The 26,202-nt window shown below is 61.0% G+C and carries 32 protein-coding genes and 1 pseudogene; 11 read left to right on the top strand and 22 right to left on the bottom strand.

Annotated elements, in window-relative coordinates; all coding sequences use genetic code 11:
• Positions 1-926: 926 nt before the first annotated feature.
• Both BH682_RS31615 and BH682_RS31610 read right to left on the bottom strand, forming a co-directional pair.
• Positions 927-2,687: a relaxase/mobilization nuclease domain-containing protein gene (locus BH682_RS31615; protein WP_064074595.1), complete on the bottom strand. Its 1,761-nt coding sequence runs from the start codon at positions 2,685-2,687 to the stop codon at positions 927-929.
• Positions 2,684-3,082 carry a plasmid mobilization protein gene (locus BH682_RS31610; RefSeq protein WP_064074594.1) on the bottom strand — a complete coding sequence of 133 codons (399 nt, stop codon included), beginning with the start codon at positions 3,080-3,082 and terminating at the stop codon, positions 2,684-2,686. The genes BH682_RS31615 and BH682_RS31610 overlap by 4 nt, the downstream gene beginning before the upstream one ends.
• A 588-nt stretch (positions 3,083-3,670) precedes the next feature.
• Between BH682_RS31610 and BH682_RS31605 the strand changes: the two genes are divergently transcribed.
• From BH682_RS31605 to BH682_RS31595, 3 genes are read left to right on the top strand one after another with little or no spacing between them, the layout of a single operon-like run.
• Positions 3,671-4,024 carry a hypothetical protein gene (locus BH682_RS31605; protein ID WP_054801595.1) on the top strand — a complete coding sequence of 118 codons (354 nt, stop codon included), beginning with the start codon at positions 3,671-3,673 and terminating at the stop codon, positions 4,022-4,024.
• An 11-nt stretch (positions 4,025-4,035) separates the two neighbouring features.
• Complete coding sequence (locus tag BH682_RS31600) at positions 4,036-4,890, top strand: CPBP family intramembrane glutamic endopeptidase (protein ID WP_064074593.1); 855 nt, start codon at positions 4,036-4,038, stop codon at positions 4,888-4,890.
• A 40-nt stretch (positions 4,891-4,930) separates the two neighbouring features.
• Positions 4,931-5,125 (top strand): hypothetical protein, encoded by a 195-nt coding sequence (locus tag BH682_RS31595; protein ID WP_021334494.1) that lies wholly within the window; start codon positions 4,931-4,933, stop codon positions 5,123-5,125.
• A 137-nt stretch (positions 5,126-5,262) separates the two neighbouring features.
• Here the strand turns inward: BH682_RS31595 and BH682_RS31590 are convergent, their stop codons facing one another.
• The gene (locus BH682_RS31590) at positions 5,263-6,285 is read right to left on the bottom strand and encodes a DUF4192 family protein (RefSeq protein WP_223304547.1); all 1,023 of its coding nucleotides are present in this window, start codon (positions 6,283-6,285) and stop codon (positions 5,263-5,265) included.
• Between the two features lie 382 nt (positions 6,286-6,667).
• On the opposite strand from BH682_RS31590, the gene BH682_RS36090 reads away from it, so the two are divergent.
• Entirely contained in the window at positions 6,668-6,841 is a 174-nt protein-coding gene (locus BH682_RS36090; RefSeq protein ID WP_156525044.1) for a hypothetical protein, read from the top strand.
• Here BH682_RS36090 and BH682_RS31585 read toward each other — a convergent pair.
• The 3 genes from BH682_RS31585 to BH682_RS31575 all read right to left on the bottom strand — a co-directional run bounded on the left by BH682_RS31585 (position 6,838) and on the right by BH682_RS31575 (position 8,504).
• Entirely contained in the window at positions 6,838-7,188 is a 351-nt protein-coding gene (locus BH682_RS31585; protein WP_054801592.1) for a hypothetical protein, read from the bottom strand. The two genes, BH682_RS36090 and BH682_RS31585, sit on opposite strands and share 4 nt — an antisense overlap.
• Positions 7,182-7,520 carry a hypothetical protein gene (locus BH682_RS31580; protein WP_064074592.1) on the bottom strand — a complete coding sequence of 113 codons (339 nt, stop codon included), beginning with the start codon at positions 7,518-7,520 and terminating at the stop codon, positions 7,182-7,184. Before BH682_RS31580 ends, BH682_RS31585 begins: the two co-directional genes overlap by 7 nt.
• Before the next feature lie 87 nt (positions 7,521-7,607).
• On the bottom strand, positions 7,608-8,504 hold the full coding sequence (locus tag BH682_RS31575; protein ID WP_064074591.1) for an ArdC-like ssDNA-binding domain-containing protein: 897 nt from the start codon (positions 8,502-8,504) through the stop codon (positions 7,608-7,610).
• Positions 8,505-9,417: 913 nt separating this feature from the next.
• Between BH682_RS31575 and BH682_RS31570 the strand changes: the two genes are divergently transcribed.
• Positions 9,418-9,795, top strand: coding sequence for a hypothetical protein (locus BH682_RS31570; RefSeq protein WP_141695824.1), 378 nt, complete (start codon positions 9,418-9,420; stop codon positions 9,793-9,795).
• 94 nt (positions 9,796-9,889) lie between these two features.
• Positions 9,890-10,249 (top strand): hypothetical protein, encoded by a 360-nt coding sequence (locus BH682_RS31565; RefSeq protein WP_054801604.1) that lies wholly within the window; start codon positions 9,890-9,892, stop codon positions 10,247-10,249.
• A 54-nt stretch (positions 10,250-10,303) separates the two neighbouring features.
• On the opposite strand, the gene BH682_RS31560 is transcribed toward BH682_RS31565, so the two are convergent.
• The 5 genes from BH682_RS31560 to BH682_RS31540 form a co-directional block, all read right to left on the bottom strand.
• Positions 10,304-11,146: a Fic/DOC family protein gene (locus tag BH682_RS31560; protein ID WP_064074589.1), complete on the bottom strand. Its 843-nt coding sequence runs from the start codon at positions 11,144-11,146 to the stop codon at positions 10,304-10,306.
• Positions 11,143-11,358: an antitoxin VbhA family protein gene (locus tag BH682_RS31555; protein ID WP_007734780.1), complete on the bottom strand. Its 216-nt coding sequence runs from the start codon at positions 11,356-11,358 to the stop codon at positions 11,143-11,145. Before BH682_RS31555 ends, BH682_RS31560 begins: the two co-directional genes overlap by 4 nt.
• A gap of 117 nt (positions 11,359-11,475) precedes the next feature.
• Positions 11,476-11,865 carry a hypothetical protein gene (locus BH682_RS36875; protein ID WP_223304540.1) on the bottom strand — a complete coding sequence of 130 codons (390 nt, stop codon included), beginning with the start codon at positions 11,863-11,865 and terminating at the stop codon, positions 11,476-11,478.
• Positions 11,862-12,443, bottom strand: coding sequence for a DnaB-like helicase N-terminal domain-containing protein (locus BH682_RS31545; protein ID WP_064074588.1), 582 nt, complete (start codon positions 12,441-12,443; stop codon positions 11,862-11,864). The genes BH682_RS36875 and BH682_RS31545 overlap by 4 nt, the downstream gene beginning before the upstream one ends.
• 6 nt (positions 12,444-12,449) lie before the next feature.
• Complete coding sequence (locus tag BH682_RS31540; protein WP_064074587.1) at positions 12,450-12,770, bottom strand: hypothetical protein; 321 nt, start codon at positions 12,768-12,770, stop codon at positions 12,450-12,452.
• Between the two features lie 203 nt (positions 12,771-12,973).
• Between BH682_RS31540 and BH682_RS31535 the strand changes: the two genes are divergently transcribed.
• Entirely contained in the window at positions 12,974-14,176 is a 1,203-nt protein-coding gene (locus BH682_RS31535; RefSeq protein ID WP_064074586.1) for an IS110 family transposase, read from the top strand.
• 40 nt (positions 14,177-14,216) lie between these two features.
• Here the strand turns inward: BH682_RS31535 and nrdH are convergent, their stop codons facing one another.
• The 4 genes from nrdH to BH682_RS31515 all read right to left on the bottom strand — a co-directional run bounded on the left by nrdH (position 14,217) and on the right by BH682_RS31515 (position 17,203).
• Positions 14,217-14,447, bottom strand: coding sequence for a glutaredoxin-like protein NrdH (gene nrdH / locus BH682_RS31530; RefSeq protein ID WP_064074585.1), 231 nt, complete (start codon positions 14,445-14,447; stop codon positions 14,217-14,219).
• Positions 14,448-15,016: 569 nt separating this feature from the next.
• On the bottom strand, positions 15,017-16,579 hold the full coding sequence (locus BH682_RS31525) for a ParB/RepB/Spo0J family partition protein (RefSeq protein ID WP_064074584.1): 1,563 nt from the start codon (positions 16,577-16,579) through the stop codon (positions 15,017-15,019).
• A gap of 86 nt (positions 16,580-16,665) precedes the next feature.
• A complete protein-coding gene (locus BH682_RS31520) occupies positions 16,666-16,920 on the bottom strand; it encodes a hypothetical protein (RefSeq protein ID WP_003945385.1) in 255 nt (84 codons plus the stop codon).
• A gap of 73 nt (positions 16,921-16,993) precedes the next feature.
• Positions 16,994-17,203, bottom strand: coding sequence for a hypothetical protein (locus BH682_RS31515; RefSeq protein WP_064074583.1), 210 nt, complete (start codon positions 17,201-17,203; stop codon positions 16,994-16,996).
• Between the two features lie 545 nt (positions 17,204-17,748).
• On the opposite strand from BH682_RS31515, the gene BH682_RS31510 reads away from it, so the two are divergent.
• On the top strand, positions 17,749-18,168 hold the full coding sequence (locus tag BH682_RS31510) for an SMI1/KNR4 family protein (RefSeq protein WP_064074582.1): 420 nt from the start codon (positions 17,749-17,751) through the stop codon (positions 18,166-18,168).
• 156 nt (positions 18,169-18,324) lie between these two features.
• On the opposite strand, the gene BH682_RS31505 is transcribed toward BH682_RS31510, so the two are convergent.
• Positions 18,325-18,663 (bottom strand): hypothetical protein, encoded by a 339-nt coding sequence (locus tag BH682_RS31505; protein WP_042953505.1) that lies wholly within the window; start codon positions 18,661-18,663, stop codon positions 18,325-18,327.
• Positions 18,660-19,463 (bottom strand): hypothetical protein, encoded by an 804-nt coding sequence (locus BH682_RS31500; RefSeq protein ID WP_064074581.1) that lies wholly within the window; start codon positions 19,461-19,463, stop codon positions 18,660-18,662. The genes BH682_RS31505 and BH682_RS31500 overlap by 4 nt, the downstream gene beginning before the upstream one ends.
• Between BH682_RS31500 and BH682_RS37380 the strand changes: the two are divergent.
• Positions 19,427-19,534 (top strand): annotated as a pseudogene (locus tag BH682_RS37380) (hypothetical protein); the annotation flags it as partial. The gene BH682_RS31500 and the pseudogene BH682_RS37380 overlap by 37 nt on opposite strands.
• A gap of 25 nt (positions 19,535-19,559) precedes the next feature.
• Here the strand turns inward: BH682_RS37380 and BH682_RS31495 are convergent.
• Positions 19,560-20,282, bottom strand: coding sequence for an SOS response-associated peptidase (locus BH682_RS31495; RefSeq protein ID WP_064074597.1), 723 nt, complete (start codon positions 20,280-20,282; stop codon positions 19,560-19,562).
• A gap of 166 nt (positions 20,283-20,448) precedes the next feature.
• On the opposite strand from BH682_RS31495, the gene BH682_RS37135 reads away from it, so the two are divergent.
• Positions 20,449-20,577, top strand: a complete 129-nt coding sequence (locus tag BH682_RS37135; protein WP_256063984.1) for a hypothetical protein — start codon at positions 20,449-20,451, stop codon at positions 20,575-20,577.
• Positions 20,578-20,850: 273 nt separating this feature from the next.
• Here BH682_RS37135 and ligD read toward each other — a convergent pair whose 3' ends face one another.
• From ligD to BH682_RS31475, 4 genes are all read right to left on the bottom strand, one after another.
• Entirely contained in the window at positions 20,851-21,825 is a 975-nt protein-coding gene (gene ligD, locus BH682_RS31490; protein ID WP_075835908.1) for a non-homologous end-joining DNA ligase, read from the bottom strand.
• Between the two features lie 293 nt (positions 21,826-22,118).
• A complete protein-coding gene (locus tag BH682_RS31485; RefSeq protein WP_064075722.1) occupies positions 22,119-22,304 on the bottom strand; it encodes a hypothetical protein in 186 nt (61 codons plus the stop codon).
• A 586-nt stretch (positions 22,305-22,890) separates the two neighbouring features.
• Positions 22,891-23,754, bottom strand: a complete 864-nt coding sequence (locus BH682_RS31480; protein WP_064075721.1) for an HNH endonuclease — start codon at positions 23,752-23,754, stop codon at positions 22,891-22,893.
• A complete protein-coding gene (locus tag BH682_RS31475; protein ID WP_190287616.1) occupies positions 23,751-25,208 on the bottom strand; it encodes an AAA family ATPase in 1,458 nt (485 codons plus the stop codon). Before BH682_RS31475 ends, BH682_RS31480 begins: the two co-directional genes overlap by 4 nt.
• Before the next feature lie 324 nt (positions 25,209-25,532).
• Here BH682_RS31475 and BH682_RS31470 point away from each other — a divergent pair, with 324 nt between their 5' ends.
• Entirely contained in the window at positions 25,533-26,138 is a 606-nt protein-coding gene (locus tag BH682_RS31470; protein WP_019750088.1) for a recombinase family protein, read from the top strand.
• Positions 26,139-26,202 lie beyond the last annotated feature (64 nt).

Raw genomic sequence — 26,202 nt, 5'->3', positions numbered from 1 at the left:
CAGGCCTGCGCCGAACCGCAGTCGGCGTCGACGACTGGTTGATGCGCTCATGGATCCGGCTAAATAGCTTGTCCGGCCGATTAGTTCGTAGGTCGACTGAGACATCGTCGGCTGATGAACGTGGTTGTTTCCGATCATCACGGTGTTACCGCTTCCGGACACATTCACTGGGCCGCTTGTTGGTGCTGTTGCTGAGGGTTCCTCGGCCAACCCCGGGACCGGCCTCGTCGCCGTGGAGAGCGCCGGCGCTTGAATGGGAGGTAGGACCGGTACCGGTCCGGCCGTCGGTTTCGTGTACCGAGGCTGACCCGTAAAAAGTCGTACGAGTTCGCCGATCCCACTGTCCGTCAGTTGCTTGACATTTTTTCGTGATACTCCACGTAGTTCATCGGGGAGAGCACTGTCACCCACTCCCGATAGGCCATCAATCGGCGGTAGCGCAACAAGCACTACCTTGCGCTGAAACTCCTGCTGGTTCCGTTGAAATATCCCCCGCAAAGTATTGGCTTCCCCGGCTGCACCAGCGCCGACTGTGGGATCGTTCGTCCCTTCCCAACGTTCCTTCCATGCATTGCTGAGTAGAACGACCACGAAATCTGCATCTTCGATCTGCTGCGGTCCCCACCGAGTCCAGACCGGTACTGGACTATCGAGATACCACAGGTCAATTTCGGTGTTCGGAAACCCGTTGCGGATCAAAAGCTCAGCGAAGGCGTGTGCCTGGCCTGTCCACTGTTGCTCTTGCTCGTCGTTCCAATCGACGTTGCGGTGGGCCCAGCTGATGAAGACCTTGCGATCCGAGGTCGAAACCACTGCGGACTCATCGAGCCCCGAGCCTTCATTGGGCGTGTTCAGCACCGACCGATCATACTGTTTCGCCCGCCGATCGCCGTGCCAAAGATGATTCCGGGGCTACTGCTGGAGCATCAGCGCTGGGGGCCGTGATCCCGGTTTCTTCCCGCTCGGGTCTGTTCTCGTTGGGGATCGAGTTTCGAGGGGATTGGAGACGGGCCGCGCTTTGCTGCTTCGCGGGCGGAAACCGGGAAGTCACCGGCGGCAAGCGTTGCGGCATCGCTCCCTGCCTGATCCGTCGACGGAATTGGTTCCACCGTTGTCTGCTCTTCCGAAAACGACCGTTCGAGCACTGCGACGCTGCCCTCGGATTCGACACGCTCGACCTCGGCGCGAGGTTGAGGCATCTGACGATGAATCACTGCGAGTTCCACTCGCGCAGTCATCTCGAGGTCACGCGCCCGGCTCAGGTCGCCGGCTGCACGATGTGCGGCAGCGATCGCTTCCACTGCCTTGATCAGTTGGCGCATCAACAGCGCGTACGACGCGGTCTTGCCGAGCTGCGGGCTTGTTTGCATCAAGATCAGGGCCGCACCGCCGGCGGAGACGACGCCTGCCCTCTTCGGTGCGTGCTGATGTGCGGGGATCTGTGAGGATCGGGCTAGTTGTTTCGCAGCGTGGGCAAGGGGTCCTGGTGTGGCTTCGGTGCGGACTGACCATGCGTCAAAAACGCCTGCCGTGCGTCCCGCCGCGCGTGCCCATTGCGCTCGGTCGGTCACGGGAATCGAAGCTAGGTATTTGTTCCAGGCCGCGATGTCCCGACCGGCTCGTTCGAGCAGTTTCGGGTCGAGCATTTTCGCTTCACGTCCGGGTCGCGCGGCGGGACGCTCGCGCCGAGCGCTACGCCATTCGTCGACGGCCTCCGATGACGCCGTAGGGGTGTCTTCCCATTCCTTCCGGAGACGGGGGAGGGTCAAGTCTTTTGCTAGATGACCGCCTCCGTAGAAGATCGGCTTTCCATCGGCTCCGATTGCATCGCGATCGGGTCTGACGGCGACCTTGTAGCCGACCACGACGTCATCGCGGCCGGAGGCGAAGCGGGGCCGGACGATCAGCCCTTGCCCGCGAAGTCGGCGCACGAATTCCGCCTCGGACTTCGACGATGTCGCGCAAGCACGCACGCGCCGTGCGAGGAGATCGCGGTCGAGTTCGGTCTTCCCGTTGCGTACTGCGCGCGCATTTTCGGCTCGGTGGTATCCGCGTTCGCCGGTCTTGCTCTGGCGGGACTCGATGACAGCGAGGCCGTGTTCGCGTTCGATGCGAGCAGCCGCGACGCTGGCTCGTTTCCAGTCGCGGTAGAGGTTGACTTTGGTGCCGTCTTCGCGCACGGCGGATGCGGCGATGTGGATGTGGTCGTTGCCTTTCGCGGACACTCCGTGACGGACGGCGACCCATCTGGCGGGGCTGCGGCCGGAGGTGTCGGTGAAACCCATTTCGTCCATGAACTCGGTGGCGATCTTGTTCCACTGCTCGTCTGTCAGCTCGCCTTCGTCGGCTTTGAGCGAGAGCGAGCAATGCCAGACATTTCCGTCGCGGTAGAGGTCGATCGGATCGCGGACCTTCTTGCCGTGACTGTCGCGAACGTCTTGGCCGGATTCATCACGAAGGTAGTTCGGGATCTGGATTTCGGTGCCGAACACTTTGCGGGGCTGGTCGATCTGCTTGCCGATCGCGAGAGCGTCGACGCCGCTGAGTTCATTGTCGTCGTACCACGCCATGATCGCGTAGTCGCCGGCCACCAGATGGGGGTCGCTGTGCTCGTTGCTCTTGCCCGGACCGGCGAGGTACGACATCAGTCCGGTGACTTTGGCGCCGCGGGAAATCTTGACGATCACGGCGCGGACATCTCGTCGAGGGTGCCGTGAATCCGGTCCGCCAAACGCCGCACGCTGACCAGTGCGCCGTTCAGTTCGGCGGGGATGTCTCCGGTTGCGTTGGTGGCTTTCGCCATCTGGTTGATGTTGATAGAAATTGCCGACAACAACCGGAACGCGGAGAACAACTCCGCAGCAAGATCGCGACGATCAGTAGCAGTTTCACCGGAGTCGGACAGGGCGGACTCGACCATCAGCCGCGCCACGGTGATGCGCGCTTCCTGCGCACGGCGCAGCAACTCGGACTCCTCCTCTGGAGTCACCTTCACCACGTGCCGGCCAGCTCGACCGCCCGGCACATTCTCCCGGCGTTCACGACGGAACCGGCGGGGTCGACTGACCTCGTCTTCACTCATGTCCGTCGTGCCTCCCTTCGGCCCAGCGCAGCGCCCCCACCACGTGGGGCTACACGCCAGTGTCTCAGGTCCAGAGCGCAGCGGCAAGACCTGACCCAACTTAGGGCACCTAAGTTACTATCTTGCTCTGCCGGGGCACAGATTTCGGGGTCACTTCCGCTCTGAGTCTCGTCCCCGAAATCTAAAAAGCGCCAGGACGAGCCCGCGAGTTCCTCCGGTCTTGAGTTCGTCCCCATTTGGGGGCTGGTCCCGATTGTGGGTGCCTGAGACGCAGCGGAGCGGAGAGGGAAATCTCGGGCATCCATATGAGGATCGGAGCAGTCCCGATCTGTGGTCGAATCTCGGAGAAAAGAAGATGCGCCGCGCGGAGCGCGTCGATACGCAGTTCGGGTGGTTGATGTTGCCCACAGGCGGGCACCGGGGTTCTCGGCATTGGGCACACACCAGATTCCTCCGCTCCGCGTCTGGTGTGCACACAACGCCGCCCCGGACACCCACCCGGGGACAACGGGACGAGTCTCCGCGAGTTGCGCTTAGCGCACGTTCAGTGGTGCACGGACGGGCGAGATTTCTCCTACGATGTAGCGCATGAACACGACACCGAACACACCAGATTTCGACGCACTCGACGCAGCTATCAAGGCGGAAGCCGAAGAGAAGATGAAGATCATCCGTGTGGTGGCGACTGCACACAAGGAGCTGCTCGACACGCGTGAGGAGTTCGCCCGCAAGGATGCCGCCAACGTCGGCAACCTCGATGCCGCGATCAGTGAAGCGCTCCGTGTCGGATTCACCGAAGCGTCGATCAAACAGTGGCGTGTGCCGGCTGCGCGGAAGTCAGCAGCCAAGCGGACAGCGACGAAGAAGCCGGTGGCGAAGAAGATCGAAACTTCACCGGCCGCCTCGCCGGCCACTGAATCCGGTGAGCAGAAGAGCGCTTAGGACAGCGCACGGTGACCACACCGGCTGTTCGCTCGGGGACGACGCCGCTCACTGTTGTTCGCTCGCGCTACGAACTGATGAGGGACGCGTGGTACCGGTTGATTCCGGCGCGTACGCAGATTCGGTTCTTGTCCACGGTGCTACTGGGTTACGCGATTCACAACGCTGCGTATGCCGTGGACGACCCCACTCGCGAGAACCTCAAAGACGCGTTTCTCTCGTGGCTGTTTTGGTTGGTGTTTGCTCTTGTCCCGCCGATCGCAAAAGCAAAAGCCGGCGGCCGTTGGCCGCGCATCCGATCGTTGACCCGTTCGCTGCGCGTCACCTGGGTGCGGTCGATCCGGTGGTTGGGCTTTGTCATGCCGCGACCGAACTCGCAGATGTCTGCGTGGAGAAGGATCGGGTTGTGGGTTCTCCTGATTCCGGTTCTCGTCGCGATCGGAAACTATCTCCTCTTCGCATATGGCGTGAATCTGGATACGTGGTTTCCGGTCACCGATCCGGACACCATCGCCGCGAACGAGGCTCGGAAGGAATTTCTGATCCGGGGTGGAATCTTCACCGCAGTGACCGGGGCTTTCCTCCACGCAGCACTACCGGAGGAGATTCTGCACCGGTCCGGCGTTCTCGCCATCCAGCGTTGGAAACCGTCGAATCGTGTTCTGATTCTGTCGGTTGCCTCGGTCATGCTCGTGCTCTTCGCTTTCGCTCACCTGAAGTTCGGTTTTGGCAATGTGGTGTCGGCGTTCATCGGCGGCGCACTGTTCACTGTCCTCGCCCTGTACACCCGTTCACTGTGGCCGGCGATCGCTGCCCACGGATTCGCCAACCTGATCATCGAAGTGCAGTGGGTGCTGAACTCGTGACTTCTCCACTAGCTCCACGCACACAACGAAAGGCCCAGCCGTGAATGACAAGAACATCCCTGTGGAACGCTCCGCAGTCGAGGCCGCGATGTACCAATCGACGAAGCATCTGAACGTGATCACCGATGCGGATCTTGCCGCTGTTGTCGAAGGACTGACTGGCGAACCCGTTGCGCGTGCTCAGATCGATTTCGCGTTTCCCGCGCCGGGAACCACGGATCACTTGTTCGATTGATCTTCGGTGCGCCGCATTGCACTGGTGGCGCTCTGGGGAGCTGGCGCAGCGGTTGTTAGGGCTCGATGCCCGAACAACTGCCACCGCATACGGGAGCGGCCCCGACTTCTTCGCGAAGTCGGGGCCGCTGCCGATTTTCAGCTGTCGAGATTGTCGACGTCGACGCCGAAGGATCGCGCTGCGTCGGCGGCGATCGCGTGCAGTTGCGTGGTGACTGCTGCGGGCGAGACTGCGTGCTCGAGTGCGAAGTCGAGCAGGTTGCGCAGTGGGGTGTCGTGTTCGCCGTTGCCGTCGATGACGGCGGCTTGGGCGGCCTCGAGTGCGATGCCGGTACTGGGTCCGTCGCCGCTGATGTATGAGCAGTACGCCGCGACGGTGAGAATCTGGATGCGGGCGTTGCCGCGTACCTGGCGGGCGATTGTCGCGAACGCGTGGGCGGCGGCGTGCTCGTTTCCGTTGGCGGTGAACATCAGGGCATCGCGTGCGGTGGGGCTGATGGTGGCGCACAGTCCGACACGGGCGGCCAGCTCGGCGTCCGGGTTGCCCCGTGTGCGGATGAGTGTCGCGAGTTCGGTGACGGCGTGGCGAACGAAGTCCGGTCCCTGCGCGTGCAGCGCTGCGTGTGCGGGTGCGGTGTCCGCTTCGACGGTGACGGCGTAGCGGGCGGCGATGTCCTCGCGTGAGGCTGCGGTGGTGCGACCTTGTTCGACGGCGTTGTGAATGCTCAACGTTGAGGCGTTCGGGTCTTCGGTGAGTCCGGTCGCGTACGTGTCGAGGTCGGTCCACAACGCTCCGGCTTCGAGCGCGGTGACGTGCAAGGCGAGCATGTCGTGGATTCCGGCGTCACGGAATCCCTGGCGCAGGATCGCGATCTGGTCGAGCGCGATGACTGCGGCGGCGTCTTCGGCGACGGCAACGCAAATCGTGGCGGTGGTGTCGGCGCGTGCGGCAGCTTCGAGGTACGGGGCCGGATCGAATTCGGCGCCCTCGCCTGCGGCGGCGTCGGTCCGCGCGACAAGGGCAATCTGCTTGGTGGTTCGGCCGTCGACGATTTCGTCTTTGAGCATGATCACGATGACCGATGCGGTCGGGATGAATCCGAGCATGGTGGGGATGGAGGCAAGTACCTCGGTGGCGGTGTTCAAACGGATGCGCTGCATGTCGTTCCCCTCGCTGATGAAAGTGACCGGGCCGGGTGCCCCGCCAATTTTTTTCGCCTGCTGGCAAAGGAGAATCGCGTCGGCATGAGGGGGCCGGAGTGCCACCCCTGGGCCGAGAAAATTTCGGCGGGAGCTTGCGAGTGACGAAAATTTCTCGGAGCCATCGGCCGGCGCTTGCGCCGCCAGGGGTTGCGCGCAGGTCACCGCCGACGAGAATCGGAAGGCCAGAAGGAGAACAAAAAGATGCTCTTCATCAGGACGCAGCGAAGCGGAGTTCATTTCGGGGGACACCGAAGGTGGCCGGCCGCCGGGCAGGCGACAACGTAACTGCGGCGATACGCTCGCAGGGTCGGAGTCGAGAACACTGTTTTAGGGGGATCGCGTGAGCTTGAAGGCACGAAAGCTGCTCTGGGCTACGACTGTCGCAATCTTTCTGGTGGCGGCTGTGTTGTCCTATTTCAGTTCGGGACTCGGTTCTGCCGCTTTATGGGTGACGGTGGGCCTTGCACTCGGTGCGTCCGGTTTCGCGGATTTGAAGGTGCAGGCTCGCAGCTAGTAGCGGCGAATGTCCTGGGTGTCACGCTGGTGCCGGGAGCGTGCAGTCACGGCACTCCCACTGACCACCGACGCGGGTACAGGTGCGGCGTTGCTCGCACAGCCAGCACCCTCGCACAGCCAGCACCGTTGATTGCGCCGGGTCAACACCTGCGCTCCGGTCGCGGCGGGCCGTGGCTGTTCGGCGCGCTCGCGCTCGGATACGAGCCTGATCATGTCGCCGAAGATGTGGCGGCACTGCGAGCAGATTTCTCCGTCCTCGGCCACGATGTTCGAGCATCCCGCGAGAACGCATCCGGTGAACATCTGCGGATCCACCATCGTCTCCGCCTTCGGGACATTCACCATCGGAATCGGATTCCGTGCGGTGCGGCGGCGCGCTCGACTCTGCCGTAAACCCGATTCACGCGTGAGGGTGCGATCTGTCCGGCGTCGTAGGCGCGGCGGGTCGCGACGGCGAGCAGGGCGACGGCTTCGCGGGCGGTCACTTCGTGCGCGAGGGTGAGCCACCCGATTTCCGCTTGCATCCCTACCGCGCTCGTGGCGGCGGTGATCTTTGCGGTCAGTGTCTCGAGGATCTCGGCGGTCGCCATTCCTGAGGGTGTGATCGCGGGGTACGCGGTGTCGATAGTGTTGCTGTACATCGTGTCGGTGCGCAGCTCGTCGGTCGTGGTGCTCATGTCGTTGCCCTTTCGTAGACTTTCGGGTGCGACACCGGGCGGGCTCCTTCCGCCCGGTGTCGCACTGTGTTTGTGGGGTGCTGCCGTCTAGGCGGCTGCGGTGTCCTCGGCTTCGTCGGTGGCGGGTTCGAGTGCCTCGGCGAGGGTGTGGACGGTCGCCAGGACTGCGCGGGCGGTGTCGGTGATGACCTCGAGGTCTCCGTTTCCCCATCCGGCGATGTAGCCGATGCTGTAGTCGGTGGTGTCGAGTCCGAGTAGTCCGGCGAGGACGTAGGCGACGGATTCGGCTTCGACTTCGGCGCGGCCTCGGTGCAGCTCGGCGGGGTCGATGTCGCCGTTGGCGTGCATGAGCGCGTGGGCGGCTTCGTGAATCATCGTTTTCGCGGCTTGGGCGTCGCTGATCTTGTCGTCGACGATGATGCGGCGTGATCCGTCGAGGCTGGTTCGGCCGTTCGTTTCTCCGGCGATGTGCTCGCGGGTGACGGTCCATCCCTGTTCGGTCATCACCTGCGCGATGCGGGTGTAGATCGCGGCGGGGTCGTCGCCGTGTAGTCGGGTGGTGATGGTTTCTGCTGCTTGGGCGGGGTGGCCTTCGATCGGGTCGGTTTGGGCGATGTCGAACACGGACAGGATCGGGAACCGTGCTGCGCGGCGGGTGGTTTCCTCGCCGGTCTCGGTGTCGGTTTCGGTGATCTTCTTGGTCGAGTAGCCGAAAATCTTGATCGACTTTTCGCCCTTGCGGACCTGGCGTCCGAGTTCTTGCCACTTGCGGAATCCGGCGACCTGGCTCGCGTCGGGGGCCTGCGAGAAAATCAACATGACGTTGTTGAAGCTGTAGGAGTGGAACGCTGCTGCGGCGGTCAGGTAGGCGGCCCATGCGTCGGTGTCGGTGAGCTGGGCGACCTTCGCGGTGATGCTCTCGTGCAGTGCGGCGGCCTGCTCGCGTCGTGCCGCGCTCTTGTCTGCCGTGGTCTTCGCGCCCATAACTTTCAACCTCCGCTGATCCGGTGGCGCCACCTGCTCGGTGGCCGCCAATTTTTTTGCCCTGCTGGCAAAGGAGAATCGCGTCGGCATGAGGGGGCCGGAGTGCCACCCCTGGGCCGGGAAAATTTCTCTGCGAGCGTGCGAGTGCGGGTTGAGAAAATTTCTCGGAGCCCTCGGGCCGGCATCGCCGCCAGGGGTTGCGCGCAGGTCACCGCCGACGAGAATCGGAAGGCCAGAAGGACAAACAAATCAACGCTTTTCGCTGGTGCGGAGCGCAGCGGAGCTCAATTCGGAGGACACCGGTAGGTGGCCGGCCGCCGGGCAGGCGCCAACACACCGCCGGCAACGGGCCAGGCGTTCGCACCTCCCGCTCGGGTGGCTCGCGGGGTGATTGTGCGGGAGCGACGGGACTCGACACGCGCGGTGTCGCGGTAGCTCTTCAATTTTTTTCGGGTGTTTTGTGTTGCACCGGAGCGTCTAACACCATGCAAATCTGTCCGATTCGTTCCGATTCTTTCATTTCGATTTGGTGACGCATAAAACCGCCGGGCCTGTTTCTGTTCCTCCTTTTCCTTATTATTGAGAAGTTTGCTAATTCGATGGAATAGCGAGATTTTTTACAACACATCGATTAAAAGTTCAGGTGGCGTGGAATCTCAGCTATCTCGCAGACAGTGGGTCATGCGGGCTTTTCGTTACTCTTCGGGACGTCGGGGGTGACGTCACCTGCACGAAAGTTGCTGTTTCTGAGGCTCTTTGATGCGGATTCGATTGCAGTGCGTCGTCGGTTCACGCTGCCCGGGGTGTGTAGGGATTGGGTAGCGGAGGCGCCAGGGGATGTGGATAATTCTTTTTGTCGCTCCTGTCGGGGCGGCATTCCGGGAGTCCTTTCAATGTTGCGTGGGGGTTTGCTATGCCAAGTCAGAGTGATTTCAGTTTTGTTTCTCTTTCGACCTCGGCGGCGATGCAGGACTGGTGGTTCGTTTTGATGGTGGGAGCGGCTGGGGCATGTTTCGTGGCTTCGTTGTCGGTCATTGAGGCTATGAAAGATGTGTCGTTGGAGCGCGTGGGCGCGGCGTTGGGGCGCGTGGCCGTCTCTTTCGTGTTCGGCATTTCGTCGTGGTTGCTGATCGACGCGAGTTTCGTGGAGCAGCCTGCGAAGTCGATCACTCCTCCGGTGGAATTTCCGGCGACAATCGGGGATCTGTTGGCGTTTGCGGTGTTGGTGGTTTTGATGGTCGCGGGTGCGGGGTTGGGGATGCTTTTTGGTGCCGCTTCGCTGGATGCCTGACGGGCCGAGGGTGTGGCGGAGACGTCGTCGAGAGCGACTATCCCCTGCTATTTTGGGTGTATCCGCAGGTCGGCGCTTGATGGGGGAAACGTTGATGGATAGTTGGAGTCCGGATTTTCGGCCGCGGATGTGGGAGCGGGACAAGGAGCAGTTCGCGGCATGGACGGGCGGTGCTGCGGTTCGTTCTCCGTGGAAGCGTCGCAGGTTCAGGATCTGGCGCGAAGAGCAGCTGTCTAGCAAGTTGCGTTTGGCTCACAAGGCTGAGCAGAAGCGTCGGGCGGAGCTGATGGCGAATCCGAGTCCTGAGCTTGTTGAGGCATATCGGGAGTTGCGGGCTGCGGAGGCGGCGTCCGGTGCGCGGATCGGTTGCGCGCGCGGTGGCGATATGACTGACCCGAAAACCGTTCGCGCTCTTGCTCGGCTGTTGAGCGATCACACCGAAAAGTTCCAGTAGGAGCAGAGTACGGGCCACATTTATTGTGGTCAGCCCGCTTTTGTCCGGAAGTTTTCAGTCACGCCCGAGGTCGTGGGAGCGTTTCGGTGTCTGGGTCCGCGAGGTTTCCGGCCCGCTCGTCCCTGATTCTCGTGAACCTGTCGGTGGCTGTGACGGGTAGTCGAGTAGGCGGCCGCGCATGAGGTCGCTGAGTTCGTTCGGGTTGTACGGTGCGCGGTTTCCGCTGCGGAGGTGGTCGATCATCGCTTTGTGGTGCTCGGCCACCTCGAGGTGGATGACGTTGCCTTGAGTGCTGGCGAGCGTGGGCGGTTCGGTGCCGTTGCGGTGTACGCCGGGGGCGAGGACGTCGCGGAGCGGTGTGTGGGTTGCTTCCATTGCGACGTAGCGGGCTGCTTGTACTGCGGAGGCGTGGACTTTCTGCCAGTCGATGGTCCAGCCGGAGGATTTGAGGAGTTCGTCGAAGAAGACTCGTTGTGTGCGGGAATTGCCGTCTCGGAACGGGTGCAGGACGGTGGTTTCGCCCCAGTGGTAGGCGAGTCGGTCGACGGCGCGGTCTTTCGGGAGTCCTTGGGGGAAGTTGTCTTTGGCGATTCCGCGGAAGATGAACGCTGCTTGGTTTTCGATGTGTTCGGGTCGGCAGTGTGGGAGGTTCATGCCGACGGCGCCGGTGTCGCGGGTGCGGAGGGTGCCTGCCCAGTCGTAGACGTCTTGCAGGATGAATTGGTGGATCTTCTTCAGGTGTTCGAAGTCGAAATTACCTGCGATGGGCTGTAATTCGAGCTGCAGAATGCGCTGATACGCCGCTTCGGTTTCGTCCTCGAGGAGTGCTTGCGGGTCGGTGTGCCCGAGTTTGTTGATCAGGACCCCGGTGTCGGGGTCGACGTACGGGTCTTTCAACTGCGGGCAGCTCGGCGGCGGCGGTTTTCGGCGAGGACGAGTGCGACTGCTTCGTCGCCGGTGATTTCTCCGCGTAGTTGCCGGCGGCCGACTTCGATGCCGTATTCGCTGGGTTCCATGCCGGCCATGCGGTGTCCGGCGGTAGCGGCGGCGATGGCTCGGTCGATCTGGGCTTCGGTCATGTGCGACTGTGCGTTGCGTGCAGTGGTCACCGGTGCTCCTTCGTCGACTCGGTCGAGCGTGGCGGTGCGCAGGGGAGCTGCGCACCGTTGTCTATTCTACCTGATCATTGCTTGTTTCCTGCGATCAACAGACCTGCGAGGGTGGTGTCAGAACAGGGTGTTTTGGGTTTGTGCGGCGGCGTTGTCGGTGCGTTTTTCGTAGGCGGCTGCGAGGGTTTGCGCTGTGGTGGGGCTGCATCCCATTTCGGTGCCGATTTCGTCCCAATCGGCTCCGTGGTGGTGCAGCTGCCAGGCGTCGTGTTCGTCATCGTTCATGTTCTGGGTTCCTGTCTGCTCGAGGGGCGACCTTCGGAGTTTGGACGCTTTCAGGAAGCTGTACGTCGAAAGGGCGAGTAATCCGACTCCGGCGATGAGGGTTCGACTGGTTCCGATGGCGAAGTCCAGGGCTGCGACAGCGAGGGTGAGGACACCGAAGATGCTGTGTTTCACCACCCCCGGCCTGCTGATTCGCTGATCTGGCTTGTCTGGAGTGTTCATGCTCGGCCTTCGCGGATGGCGGCGAGGCGTTGGGAGGCTGCGCGGCGTTCGCGGCCGATGCTGAGCAGGTGCTCGAACAGTTGGTCTTCGGGGAGCTCGTCGGCGGCTTGGGCGAGGGATCGTGCTGCTTCGCGGAATCCGCGCCGGTAGGCCTGGGTGAGGACTGCGGCGATGTTGTGCTCGAGTTCAGCGGACGGGACGCCGATGGTGGTGATGTCGGTGAGTGCTTTGGTGAGCTGTTTCCCGAGGTGCCCGCTGGTGCGGCCTTCCTGCTGCAAGGTGGTGAAGACGTGGGCACTGTTGTGAGGTTTGCCGGCCTCGACAAGTTCCGAGATCGCGGTGAACAGTGCCGCGTTCACGGGTCGGTAGAAGTCTGCGCTGGTCAGGGCCTCGACTGCACGCTTCGCGCTTGCGCCCGGCGCCCAGAGAAGCGAGCACAGGAGTTGATCCTCGACCTCGACTTCGATGATGGTGCTGTATTCGTCGATCTCACTGTCGTTGTCGGTGAGGTCGTCGAAGTCGGGGACGGTGGCCAGTGAGAGTGTCACGTCGGGGTCCTTGCTGTCGCCGATGGGCATGGGAGGTCAGGGTCGCGGTGAGGTGAGTTGCCGGTGGCTGCGCAGGATCTCGGTGGCCGCGCGGAGGTTGCGGGCAGCCTCGGCGAGGTGGGTTGCGATGTCCTGGTCATGGGCGGCAACGTCTTCGGCGGTGTCCGTGCCGGGGGCGGTGTAGAGGGTGTGTAGCTCTTCGCGTGCATCACTGATTCCGGCGAGGGAGTCGTCGAGGGCGGCGAGCATGGTGCGGAGTTTGCGGTCGACGGATTCGCTGTCGCGGCGGAGCTCGGCGTCGAGTGCGCGGTCGACGAAGTCTGCATCGGGAGTGAAGGTGAATGCGGCGGCGGTCATGGTGTCCTCCGTAAGTTGTTGGATGGTCCGGAAGTGCTGGGTGTGGCTGATGGTGTCCTGCCTTATGTGGCTCGAAACGAGTGGCCGCCCAGCGCTTCGGGACGCCCTGGCTGCTGATTGAAAAATGTGCTTCGAGTGCTGTTTACGGAGATGACGGTGGGGTGTTCCTCGGGCCTGATATGAGTAGGCGACATGGAGGAGCGATGAGAGAAACTCACACCCACGCATGGGTTGGAATCGACGCCGGCAAGGGCCATCATTGGGCGGCAGTGGTCGACGAAGCAGGGTTGATCGTGTGGTCGCACAAGATCATCAACGACGAGACCGCGATATTGCACGCGCTGAGCGAAATTCTGGCCTTGGCCGACGAACTCCATTGGGCGGTAGATATTTCCGGTACCTCCTCGACGTTGTTGCTTGCTCTTCTCGCCGCGCACGGACAGAGTGCGGTTTACGTCCCTGGTCGCACCGTCAACAGGATGTCCGGCGCGTATCGAGGGGAGGCGAAAACCGATGCCCGCGATGCCTATGTGATCGCGGAAACTGCTCGACACCGACGCGATCTGTCTGTGTTGATTCCACCGGCCCAGCTGGCCGCGGAACTCGCGCTTTTGACCTCGCATCGGACCGATCTCGTCGCTGACCGAGTCCGGCTGATCAACCGTCTGCGTGACACTCTCACCGGTGTCTTTCCTGCGCTCGAGCGGGCTTTCGACTTCGGGCGTCACAAGGGCGCGTTGGTGTTGTTGACCGGTTTCCAGACGCCGCGCGGCATTCGGCGACGCGGACGCGTTCGTTTGAGCTTGTGGCTCGGTAAACGTGGGGTACGCGGGGCGGACGGTGTCGCCGAGATTGCGTGGGAAGCGGCGTCCGCGCAGAATGTGGTCCTGCCTGGTGAGGCTGTTGCGGCGCAGTTGGTGGCCGATATCGCCGACAGAGTCCTCGCAGTGGACGTCCAGCTTGCTCGTCTCGACGCGCAGATCGGTGAGACCTTCCGCCGCCATCCACAGGCTGCGGTCATCGAATCCATGCCCGGTATCGGTCCGATCCTCGGCGCGGAATTCGTTGTCGCTGCCGGTGATATGTCGGCGTACTCCGATGCCGGTCACCTCGCCTCGGCAGCGGGGTTGGTTCCGGTCCCCCGCGATTCCGGCCGCCGAACCGGCAACATGCACCGACCCAAACGCTACAGCCGGCGACTGCGGCGCGTCTTCTACCTCTCCGCTCAAACCTCCATCATCAAAGATGGACCGAACCGCGAGTTCTACCTCAAGAAACGAAGTGAAGGAATGAGACACGTTCAAGCGGTGATCGCCTTGGCCCGTCGACGAGTGAGCGTGATCTGGGCATTGTTGCGCGACGACCGACTGTTCGTCGTTGATGCACCCGCCGTCCGAACTGCTTGATTTCCTCATTGAAACTCGTTTCGCTGGTGAAAGTGTGTGATCAGGCGGCCGTGGTGAGCTTCTTGATTTCGTCTGGGCGGAATCCGCTCCAGTGGTTTTCTCCTGCGACGACGACGGGGGCTTGCAGGTATCCGAGGCTCATGACGTAATCGCGGGCCTGTGCGTTTTCGGTGATGTCGATGACGTCGTATTCGATTCCCGCTTTGTCGAGTGCGCGGTACGTGGCATTGCATTGCACACATGCGGGCTTGGTATATACGGTGATCGCCATTGTCATTCCCCCTCGTCGGTGATTCTTTATTGATTTCATTCTATCGAACATTGCAATATAAACCAATACTTTCGTGGATATTTCTTCGATTAGTTTCCGCTTTAGTTAATGGCATCTTCAATCATTTCCACATTCTTTCTCTAATGCCGAACCGTGACATACGCAGCTACCTGCATGCGTTCTACCTGAATTTTCTCCCCCTCCCCCGGTATGTGCCGATATTCTGGTCTCGGCGGGAGTGGGTCAAGGTGAGTGTAGGAAAAAATATCGTAGCGCCTTTGTTCGAGCGTGCGAGTGGCGCGTGTGGATATTATTTCTGGAGCGGCCTTGATGCGCGAGTGTCGGGATAGAAGAATGTTCACACCGGGGCGGGTCGATTTCTTTTCCTTGCGCTTTTATCGCGGTTCGTGGCCGGCGGCCGGGTGCTTTCTCGAGTGTCTGTGGTGGTGTCCGTATTCCGCCCTTCCGGTCCGCCGGTGGCTCTGACCGCCGGCCGGAGGCGGAAGGTGCGGGGCGGAAGGGCGGGCGATCCCCAACCCTTTCGGGCCGGGGATCGCCGCTTCATCGGGTCAGTCGATCGCGACCTCGTCGAATGTGAGCTGTCCGGTGATGATTTCCTCGACGGCGGCGAGGGTGTAGCCCTGTTCCATCAGGAAACTGAGGTACTGGTCGGCATTCTTGGGCTTGGATCGCCATGCGTCTTTGACCATGCGGGACTCTTGCGCGGCGATCACCAACGCGAGAAGCAGCACCTGAGCGCGAGCCTCGGACACCTTCGCCACTTGCTCGGCCAACTCTCGGCCGGGGTAGTAGCCCTTGAATCCGAGCAGCTCACCGAGTGATTCCGCTGCCTTGTATTCCGAGATCAGTCCGGGATCGCGGGCGAGGGTGGCCGCGACGTAGGCCGCTGCCGTTTTCGGCGGGGTCTTGCGGGCGAGCAAGGTCGTGCGCAGAAACTCGCGGCGGACGGTGGTCGCGGCCTCGGCCTGCTTGTTCAACTCGCGGACTCGTCGCCGTTCCTGCTTGTCCTTCGCTTCCTGCTCGCGCACTGCCCGAGCTGCCTCGGCGGGGTCGTTTCCGCTGCCACCTGCGGCGGCGGGAACGGCGTCGATGATCGGTCGCGGCTCGAGTCCAGCGCCGTCCTGGTCGATGCACCAGTAGTCCGGTAGGTACTCGGGCCGGTAGTCGACGGTGTTGGCGTGCCGTAGCCCTTCCTCTGGTACGGCGGAATCGTCGTCCTCGGTGTCCCAATCGACATCGTCGTAATCGACGCGCTCGCCGGTGGCTTTGTCGAAAAACGCATCGTTCAATCCCAGAAACACTGCCCAGAACTGCGGGGCTGCGTCGACCAGCTCTTGGGTGACCTCGTCGCCGTCTGTGGTGACCAGCTCGGCCGGGGACACCTCGTCACGGAAACTGCGCCGATCGAAGGGAAAGATCGTAAATCCCTTCTCCGCGAACGGAGCTGCGGCGAGGGCATATGCCTCCCGTTCTTCACGCAACCCGCGTAGTCGCTCCGCTACGTGGTCGAAGTCGTACGACCTGGTGGCCAGAAGCTTTTCGACGGCTTCGGCGTCTCCGGCTTCCTCGAACTCGGCCACTACTGCCGCATGTGCGAGGTCGAGCTGTCCGGCGTCGAGGGCGGCGCGGGCTGCCTCGGCTTTCCCTACCGCTGCCTGGGCTTTGACATCCTTTTTGTCCATCGCGAGGGTCTTGGACACCTTCGTGATGGATGCGCCGAATTCGAGCATCTGCGCAACCCCTCGGGTGTGCTGCGCTGCGGTCAGCCCTTCGCGGTGCCGGTTGGCGGTGATCTGCTTGCCGATCCGGTCGACGGCGCGGGCCTTGTCGCTTCCTTCGGTGTCGGGGTAGATCACGACGGGGATTGTGGTCAGGCCGGTTTCGCGGGCGGCGAGGGTGCGGCGCTGGCCGTCGCGGACGACGATCGTTCCGTCTGCGGTTCGGACGGCGCTGATCGCTTCGAGTACTCCGTTTTCGCGGATGGATTCGACGAAGTCGGGGGTCTGCGCCAGATCGACGCTGTCGCGGACGTTCTCGCCGATGTCGAGGGTGTCCGGGTGCAGCTGCGCCACCTCGAGTGCTGCGTCGGGGGCGGTGTGTGTTGCGGTCACGGTGTTGCCTCTCGTAGACTTTCGGACACAACACCGGGCAGGTAACAGCTGCCCGGTGTTGTGTTGTTTCCGTAGGGTTTTCGATCTCAAGCGGTGGCCGGTTCCAAGATCACTTGATCGGCCGTGGGGTGACGGTCTCGGCAGCTATCGGCCTCGATGTGTGCGTCCATCAGGGCGGAGGCGTGGCCGTGGTAGTCGAGCGCGATGAGCAGCTCCACGAACACGTCGATTTCCGAACAGCAGTTGTGCTCGACGACGCTGTCGAGATACTCGGCTGTCTCGAACAACTTCGCCCAGGCATCTGCTTTCTCGCAGATGTTGTGCAGGTCGTAGCCGTACATCGTTTTCTCCTTCGGTCGGGCGGTTGTGGTCGGTCATGCTGCGCGTCCTTGCAGGTGACGGATGGGTGGGTGGTTAGTTGGTGGGGGCGGCGGCGGCGTCGATGTCCTCCTCGGGGTGTCCGGCGTCGCGGGCTGCGGCGCGGGAGGCTGCGAAGGCGTCGACCAGGGCGGTGACGTCGATGAACCCTTCGCGGCTGCGGTCGAACATCGCTGCATCAAGGGCTGCGGTCGCCTCGACAACGGCGACTAGCGCGGGTGCGAGGGTGCCGGTTTCGGTGCTCACGTGGTTTTCCTTTGTTTCGGGGGGCGGGTTGGCTGTCGTCTACTCGGCATTGACGCACTGTGCGGCGTCGTTGTGCATGCGAGGGCAGGAGTAGTCACCGCACCCGCACGTCAGTCCGGCGTAGTGGTTGGTTGCTGCGTTGTAGTCGCCGCTCATCGGTGACCTTTCGTTCGTGGCTGGGGACGAATCCCGTTCCCCGCCGATTTTTTTCGCCTTCTGGCATAGGAGAGTTGGACCGGCATTAGGGGGCCGGAGTGCAACTGGTGAGCGGAAGAGTTTTTCTGCGAGCCTGCGAGTGCGGGTTGAAAAAGTCTTTCGAGCCGAAGGCCGAAGCGAAGCGGAGTCAGCGGTTGCGCGCAGGTCACCGCCGGTCAAAATCGGAAGGCCAGAAGGAGAAACAAATAAAACGCTTTTCCAGACGGAGCGAAGCGGAGTTCTCTTCGGGGGACACCGCAGGTGGCCGGGCCGCCGGGCAGGCGGATGCAATTGGTGATCCGACCGACCGGGGTGCCCTAGTGTCCTGCGCCGGTAAGTAACCTTCCGATATGGCTCTCGGAAACGGGTTGGTCGCTCGCATCGAGCGCACCGTGGACTTCTACGGTCCCGGCCGTCCGATTCCGGCAGACGAGCTTCACGCGCGATTGCATGCGCTCGACATCGTCCCGGACAAGGATTTCTCCGAGTTCGTGGGACGTTGGGGTGGATGCTTCGTGGGCGTGTCAGTGCACGCATGGGACAACGCCGAACTTATCGGTCGTGAGACATGCATCGAGCTGACCATTGGGGCGCGTGACGCATACGGTGCCCTCATCGACGGGGTGGTGTTCGCTGACGACGGGTCGGGGAATCCGATCTGGATCGCTGCGGACGGAAGTGTGTGCTTGGTCGACCATGACAACGCGAACACAGTTGTTCGACTGGCTGCCAGTTTCCGCACGCTGTTGGAGGAGAACGTCGACGACTGACCCACGAAGGCATCCGCGCGATATCGACTGCCCCTCGTCGCCCTCGCGGGCCGCATGTCCGCGGTGGTCGTCCCAAACGACCGTACCGGTCGCCGAGATGGTGTTTGTACATGCAGGGCCGGTGAGCCGTACTACTCACCGGCCCTTTTGGTGCGTTCAGGAGGTAGCAGGCACTTCGGTGACGGCGTCGGCAGTCACGAGCAGGTCGATCTCGACGAGATTGGTTCCGCCGGCATCGGTGACACGCACGGTTACTCCGGCCAGCCATTGGCCGTCGTGCATTTTCGCCCAGAATTTCAAGGCTCCGTCCAGGTATCCGGACATGTAGAGCGCGGAGGTTTTCACGCGCATGCTCACGTGATCGGCGCGTGATGCTCCTCCGCGTCCGAGTGGAAGTGCCCGGCCGATGTCGACTTTCACTGCTCTCGGCTCGTCGAATGTCCTGATCACGGGGTGATCGGGCCAGCGTTCGGTCCAGTGGTCGGTGTTGATCACTGTGCTGCCCGGAGCGGCGGTGTCGCGGCGAGGGCAGTGTCGTCGACGGTTGCCCAGCGGAGCTGTCCGCTCTCGTCGCGGATCTCCAGGCTTCCGGTGCGTTTTTGGAATCCTTTGCCGGCGGCCGCGACGTCGAGCTGGACTCCGGTCACACGCCCTCTCCCCGCTGATAGACCCGTATATCCGGACACCCGCGACGAGATCCGCAGATCCGGACCGTCCCATTGCCCTTCTGTGACAATCAACAGCGATCCCTTACTCCTCGCGCGCGCGGCCACAGCCCGTCCGCGAGAGGGCGTTACAGCGCTGCCACAGAGCCCCAGAACAACCACGTCGAAACCCTCCAGCAAAATTGCGGCGCAGTCGATTGCAGCGTCCTTCGGCTGGGGCACCAGCGCGACCTTTGCTAAATCTCCGCCTTGCTCGTGGAAGGCGAGGAGTCCGAGTCCGGGCATTCCGATCACCGCCACGTGCCCACCGGCAGCGGTGACGGTGGCGAGTAGTCCGATCAGGACTGAAGCTGCGCCGTCGACACTGACGACGGTTCCTCGGGCCAGCCCGCCGCGTGGGAGCAGATCACCGATCGGCTCCGGAACGGGAAGCATCCGGAGGGTTGATTGCGCGGTGGCCACGATCGGAGTCGGCTCGCGCTCGCCGACGGGTTTGAGCATCACCGACGGCGTAGCGGGTTCGGTGCCGTCGGAGCGGGCAGGGATCGAGGCCATCTTGCGGCGTAGCTGTTCGAGCTTTTCCGCCTTGGTCAGCACTGTTGTTGCTGATGAGTGGGGCTGTTGATTCATCGTCGCCCCCGCTTTCCTGGATCCGCGCGTACGTCCCGCACACCCAGGGTACTCGAACACAGGTTCGATAAAAACAGGTTCGGGAGCGGCTGAGCTTTACGCCGGTCCGGCGATCGGCTCGAGCAAACTCGGACCGTTGTTCCTCGGAGAGTTCACAGCGGTCGAGACTTCATAGGGTTCGAGGTGCGGCTCCGGAACGGAGTTGATCATGGCCTGGACTTCACCTTTATCAGTGAGTGTCGGGTCGAGCCAGTGCTCCCAGAATGATTCGGGCAGAATCAGCGGGGATCTGTCGTGTATGTGCCCCAAGGAATCTGAGGCTGGCCGGGTCAAGACTGTGCAAGTCCATACCCATTTGTTCGGATCATCTTCGGGCAGTTCGGGATCGGGCCACAACTCGTAGAGTCCGGCCATTGCAAGGATGTCGTCCTCGCCGTGAAGGAAGTACGGAATCTTCGACCCTGCTTCGCTTTTCATCCATTCGTAGTATCCCGTGGCCGGGATGATGGCGCGCCGTTTGGATGCACTATTTCTGAATGAGGGCTTCTCCGTGACGGTTTCGCTGCGGGCGTTGATGAGTTTGGACGCCATCTTCCGATCTTTTGCCCAGGCAGGGAGCAGGCCCCATTTGGCAGTTCTGAGCTGGCGCTGGGGCTCGGCGTCGGGTTCCTCGTGTGGGGTTCGTTCGAGGATCACCCGGACAGGTTGGGTGGGGGCGACGTTGTAGGACGGGGGCAGTTCGTCGCCGACGGTTTGCATGGTGTCGAAAAACGACTGCAATTCCTTGCTTGAGCTTGTGCTTGCATAGCGCCCGCACATGGCCTGACCTCCTCGTAGTCGGTTCCTGTCCCATTGAACAGCGTGGGTCCGACTTCCGCGCCAAACGCCGTGTGATGATCTGTGCGAGTACGTCGTCGACTGTCGCGGAAGGGGAAGTGCGATCACCAGTCCTCGGCCGGCGCCTGCCGATGTCGCTTTGGCGATCGTGGCCGCAACGGTCCTCGGTGTCACCGTCGGGGTTCTTCTGGCCGACGTGGTGGCCGGCGTGGCAGTCGGGGCCGGTACCGCGGTGGTCTTCCGCTTCGTGTTGCGGACGATCATCACCCGGAAATGACCGCCAGCGCTGGTCAGCGGATCGGAATAACTCTGCGACGGTGTTCGTTGTAGAGGCTGTCGGTGTTCGGTTCTTTGCCCCGGGTACCACCCCAGAAATGCCGCTTCGAGCGGCCACTTGCCGAGAGGCGCAAGACGGGCACCGACCCTGTGAAGCCGCTGGACACCTTTCGGTGCCGGCGGCTTCGTCATGTCCGAGGTCAGGGAGACGGGTTGCATCAGATGCAAGTTTGATGCATCTGTTTTGGGTTCCGGCTGCTCGTCGTGCCGGTGGTCAGTGTCGGCCGGGGAGGTCGACGTCATCGGCGGTCTTGTCGATGCGCATACCTTTGAATGCTGGGTGTCTGAGTCCGCCGCCGGTGTACTCGCGGTACTCGACGTCGCACACTAAAAGCGGCTCTGACCAGCGGGCTTCACGGGTGATTGCTCGTGGTGGCGCGATCGCGAACGGGCTGGTGGGTCGTTCGATGTCGATGAGTTGTTCGCGTAGTTCGCGGCGCTGTCTCGAAGAAAATCCGGTGCCGACGTTTCCGATGTAGACGAGCGATCCGGAGTCGTCGTGGGCGCCGAGGATGAGAGATCCGATTCCGCCGGCGGCATTGCCGGATCCGGGGACGAATCCGCAGATGATTCCTTCCGTGTTGGCGCGGAGCGGTGTTTTCAGCCAGCTCGGGGACCGTTTTCCGGGTTGGTAGGTCGAGGTGATGCTTTTGGCGACGATGCCTTCGAGGTGGTGTGTGCGGGCGACCTCGAGCATGGTCGGTCCGTCGACGTTGAGCCAGTGGGGTGGGACTTTGATGCGCGGGTGTTCGAGGCTGAGGTTGGCGAGCGCTTCGCGGCGTTCGAGGTAGGGCAGGTCGGTGGTCGATGTTCCGTCGATGTCGAGGACGTCGAAGACGTAGTAGGTGGTCAGGGCGTCGTTGCGGAGCTGCGCGGTGGGTTTGAGGACGTGCATCCGGCGCTGTAATCGGGAGAAGGACGGGACACCGTCGGGGCCGAGTGAGACGATCTCGCCGTCGAGGACGGTTTCGCGGTGGTCGAGCACGGCGCTGAGTGCGTCGACGATCTCGGGAAACGAGGCGCTGAAGTTGTTGCCGTTGCGCGACCACAGTGCCGGCGGTTTGGTGCCGGTGGTGGCGATGGCTCTGACTCCATCCCATTTCGACTCGAAGGCCCAGCGCTCCCCCGTTGGTGGCTGCCCGAGTGTGGCGAGCATCGGCGGCACTGGTTTTCCGGTGGCGGCGCTCATGCCTTCTACTGTGCGCGGGTTTGTACTGGTTTCGGCCGGTTTTCCGAGGTTGAGACAATAGTGAGATGAGCGAGACTGCGGAACCGGATGAGGTTCAAGGGTTGGGTGGGGTCCAGCCCCGGATGAGGGCCAGGCCGGCACGGTGCTGACTTCGGATGGTCGGTGGGCGTACCGGTACAAGGATGGCGCGGAGCTCATCATGATGAAGATGCCCGAGCGTCCTACCCCGGCATAGGAGTACACCAGTCAGGCCCGCACCGAATCCGCCATCCGGTGCGGGCCTTCTTGGTTGACTAGCTCAACTGTGTATTCATCTTGCTTGCAAGCCATTCCGCGTCCGACTGGACCATCGGTCCTCGAAGGCAGTAGCGGCCGCCGTTGTCTTGGACGTAATGGGTGAAGCACTCGTTCTCGTATCCGCCGTGTTCTTCGGTGCGGGGTATCGCGACAAATCGTGTGGGAGCGGCTGTTTCGGTCATGGTGATGCCTTTCTGAGAGTCGGTAGAGTCGCTCCCCTGTCACCAGGTCGAGGGTGGGCTGTCAACCCCGTAGAGCGGAGCGTGGGTTGACGGGTCGGGTCCCCGGCATGGTGTTCTGGGGCGACTTGTACGACGACTTTCTTGACCACTCGGGGCTGCGTAGCGGCAACGGCGCCGGAGGTGTCGTTCGGTTCTTGTGTGTGGCCGGCGGTGGGTGTGTGCGGTGGTGGGCACCTCCCGCTCGGTGCGCTGGCGTGGTGATTGTGCGGGAGCGACGGAACTGGACCACGGGTGGTGTCGCGGTAGCTCTGGTTTGTGGTGGTGAATGAGTATCAGGTCGCCACGTGTGACCGATCTGCAAGGATTGTTGCAGGTCAGGACTTCGGCTTGCGCTTCGGTCTGGTCAGTGTGGCGACCTGGTGCTCGTCGCGAGTTCGAGGATAGTCCGGTGGCCCGACATGCCAGAAGAATGCGTCAGCTTCCAGTAATCCGAAGCGCTCATACAAACCTGAGTGAGAACTGGAAACATTTCTCCCGACCCGCAAAGTCGGTAGTTATCGTCATCGCGCCAGATCGTTCCGAAACTTCACACTTCAAGAGGGATATTTGAGTCGAGGACTTTAAATCCGCCGTCGCAAAACTCGTTAGAGGAGGCGAGTGCAGCTAGCAGGACTGGCCACCAGTGATTAGGCCCGTAGTTACGTTTCTTTGTTCTATACTCAAGCTGTAGGTAACTGGAAACATTTGCTGAACCACCGATCCTGTAGAACTCCTCCAGAGCGGATAGCATACCGGTCACTGTTTCGACCGAATCTTCCGCATATCGAGCTGCTAGATCCAGTTCGGCAAATTGATGACGGTGTATCTTCCATATTTCCTCCGCCATACTAACAGGCCGAACAACCGTGAAGATGATAGTCACGGAGGTTCCGACCGAGACAGAGGCGGTCAAGTACAGGTCGGGTTTTTCGGGAAGTTTATCGAAGTACGGGTGAAGGAATCGCCGTCCACCGTCTGGATGAGAGTATTTGTTTAGCTTTTTTCCGTTACATATCCGACAGATCGGAACTAGGTTAGGCGCATATACGGCGTACTCACCAAATATTGATTTGGGGAGATAGTGATCGATTTCAGTTGCTTTAAGCTGGTAACAGTAGGGGCACTTCTTCCATGGAGTTGATTCATTTTTAATCGACTCTTTCACACGCTTGAAGTAAACCAGGTTCAGATAAGGCGCGTTCTTTTCCAGTTCATCTTGATCAAGCTCGGATATATCGGGATCGGCCTGCGGGCCACCTTTGTCCATAACTCGGTCCATATACGTGACATAAAGTTCGAGAACTTTTGCAGCCAGAGCGTCTGGGCGAAGATTTCCCTTAGATTTCTGATCGGCGGCGACGTACCGGTAGTTTTCTACGTCACTGGTCGTCGTCTCAATGGCGCCGATCATTGCAGATTCCGATAGTTCGCTACAAGCGCTCGGCCTTGCACGCTGAGTCCGTTCTCAAACATCTCGCTAATTTCTTCTTCAGTATGGTTCTTCGCGAGCATTCGTAGAGTACCTTGATAATCAGTGGCACTGTTGTCGAGCGAGAAGACATGCCTTGTGATGGAACCGATATTCTCTGCAAATGTTTCGATTTCGGGTTGCCGGAGAGTCGCGGGACCGCCGTCACGTTCGAGGATGCGCACAAATTGCGACGGCATTTCTTGCACAACTACTGGACTGTGTGTCGCGATAATTGCAAATGAGTTGCTTTCTGCTAGTAGCAACTGGATCGCGCGAAGCAATGCCGCAACCAAGGGCGGGTGCAGGTGTGTCTCTGGCTCGTCGATTAGAACTAGAGATCGGGTACGAAGACGAGTAGCGAGTTGAGTGACAATGTTCAAAACAATTTTATGGCCCGTGCTGAGTTCTTCGAAGGCTGCTATCGCCTCGATTTGATTTATCCCATCGCCCAGTTTCGTCAGATCGATTCCAGCCTGTCCAAAAGATGGTTCGCGGGCAAGGGCTTGAAACGCCGAAATCAAGTATTCGCGAGTTTCCAGCCGCCCGATTGCATTTAGCGCCTCCATGAATTCGGACTGAATCTCGTCGATTGATTTCAACTCAAAATTTTCATTCTCCATGCTTGTCTGGCGGCGCAGCCCGCAGTACACGTATCCGAACGCGACATTCGAGGCACTATTCGAATTTTTATCCCCCACGCCAAGAATGCTTTCTGGCGTTTTAAATGTGTCGAAGGCGCTGTAGGAGATGGCTACGACTGCACCGAAGGTTGTGTCGGTGCCCGATATTTCAGACTTATTGGAGCCTGCATCACCTCGGCCACTGCTTGCTGCGAGCGCGAGATCGGCGAGCAAAGTAGTTTTTCCCACTCCGTTGTATCCGATCAGGACGTTGCTTCGCCCCGGTAGATCTCTTGAGTCGTCAAACTCGAATGGCAGCAGACTTGTCGATCCTTCTCTGCGCCATTCGAATTGGAATGACATTCGATCCGTACTTAGCTTATTTCCATGAAGGAGTTCCCTTCCCGCCTTAAGGTTATTTACTGCCTCACCAAATCGCAGTAAAGACGTATTCCACCCCGCCTGCCCTTCGAACGCTTCTTCGATCACAGGGTCATAGGCCGCATCTCTAAGTGCAACCAAGTAGCTATGCCTTAGGTCCCGAGGGATCTTCATCAGTTGCTCGTAGTACTCAATACTTTGCCCTATTGAACAGAAGTCATCATTAAGATTTTCAAATAGCGGCGAAAGTTTGGGGCGACTACCCTCCTGATTTCGCTGGAGGATCTTAACATTCCCGAGCTTGAAATCTTCGTCGGACCCACTTGTACGAAGCGAAGCGGAGTACATGGTTTTGAAACCGAAGTCGTCCCAGTTATCTTCCCAAAGCCACACGTAGGGAGGCTCGGGTAACGGACCAGGTCGCGAGTCCAAGACGAATTTCAGCTGACCATTCTGTCGTTGCACCCCCATAGGGTATCTGGCCCGGGCGAGTAGCACCGCTAGATGCTCAGGAATCCTCGGCGGAGCCCTGAGCGCCTTTCTGCGGCTTTGGGTGTGCGTTTTGACCCTCGTCATACCGGACGGTGAAGATCGGGCGTCTGGGTGCGACTGACGTGGCGAAATTTCGTACCGAAACGTCCAATTTTGGTGTCCGTTGGATTTGTCCGTTATGGCATAGGCTCTAGTGGACAATTCGTGTTCGGCAGTGGGGGTGGCGTGAAAATCGGGTATGCGCGGTGCAGTACGGTCCGGCAAGACACGGCGGTTCAGGTTGATCTTCTGGCGAAGGCCGGGGTGGATCGTGACATGGTCTATGTCGATCATGGTGTCAGTGGCCGGCAGGCTCGCCGGCCGGGTTTGGATAATGCGATCAACGCGGCTCGGGCCGGCGACGTGTTTTGTGTGACGAAGCTCGATCGGCTGTCTCGCTCGGCGAAGGATTTGCATGAGACGGTGGAGCGGATCGCGGAGAAGGGTGTGTCGCTGTCGATTGATGGTCAGGTGTACGACCCGGCTGATCCGATGGGGAAGATGTTCATTGGCATTCTTGCGTTGATGGCGGAGTTCGAGTCGGATCTGATTCGTTCCCGCACTCGTGATGCTGTTGCCGCCGCGACAGCTGCTGGGAAGATGAAAGGTAGGCCGCACAAGCTCTCGCCCGAGGAGCGTGCGTACCTACTGCAAATTTATGAGACGGGCCAGTTCAAGATCGAAACACTATGTAAGAACACGGGTTTGAAGCGTTCGTCGTTGTATACCAATATCCAGCTTGCGCGGATCGAGCGGGAAGCTAGCGGCCGGACCCCTCGGGTCGAGAACTGAGCTCGAAAGTGGGATCCGGCCGCTAAGTCAATGGTGCAGATGTTGTCGGTCTAGTTGTCCCTCA

The organism is Rhodococcus sp. YL-1 (assembly GCF_001942025.1).
Lineage (GTDB): Bacteria > Actinomycetota > Actinomycetes > Mycobacteriales > Mycobacteriaceae > Rhodococcus_F > Rhodococcus_F qingshengii.
The sequence above is the reverse complement of the archived record's forward strand: the minus strand, read 5'-3'. Positions and strand labels throughout refer to the sequence as shown.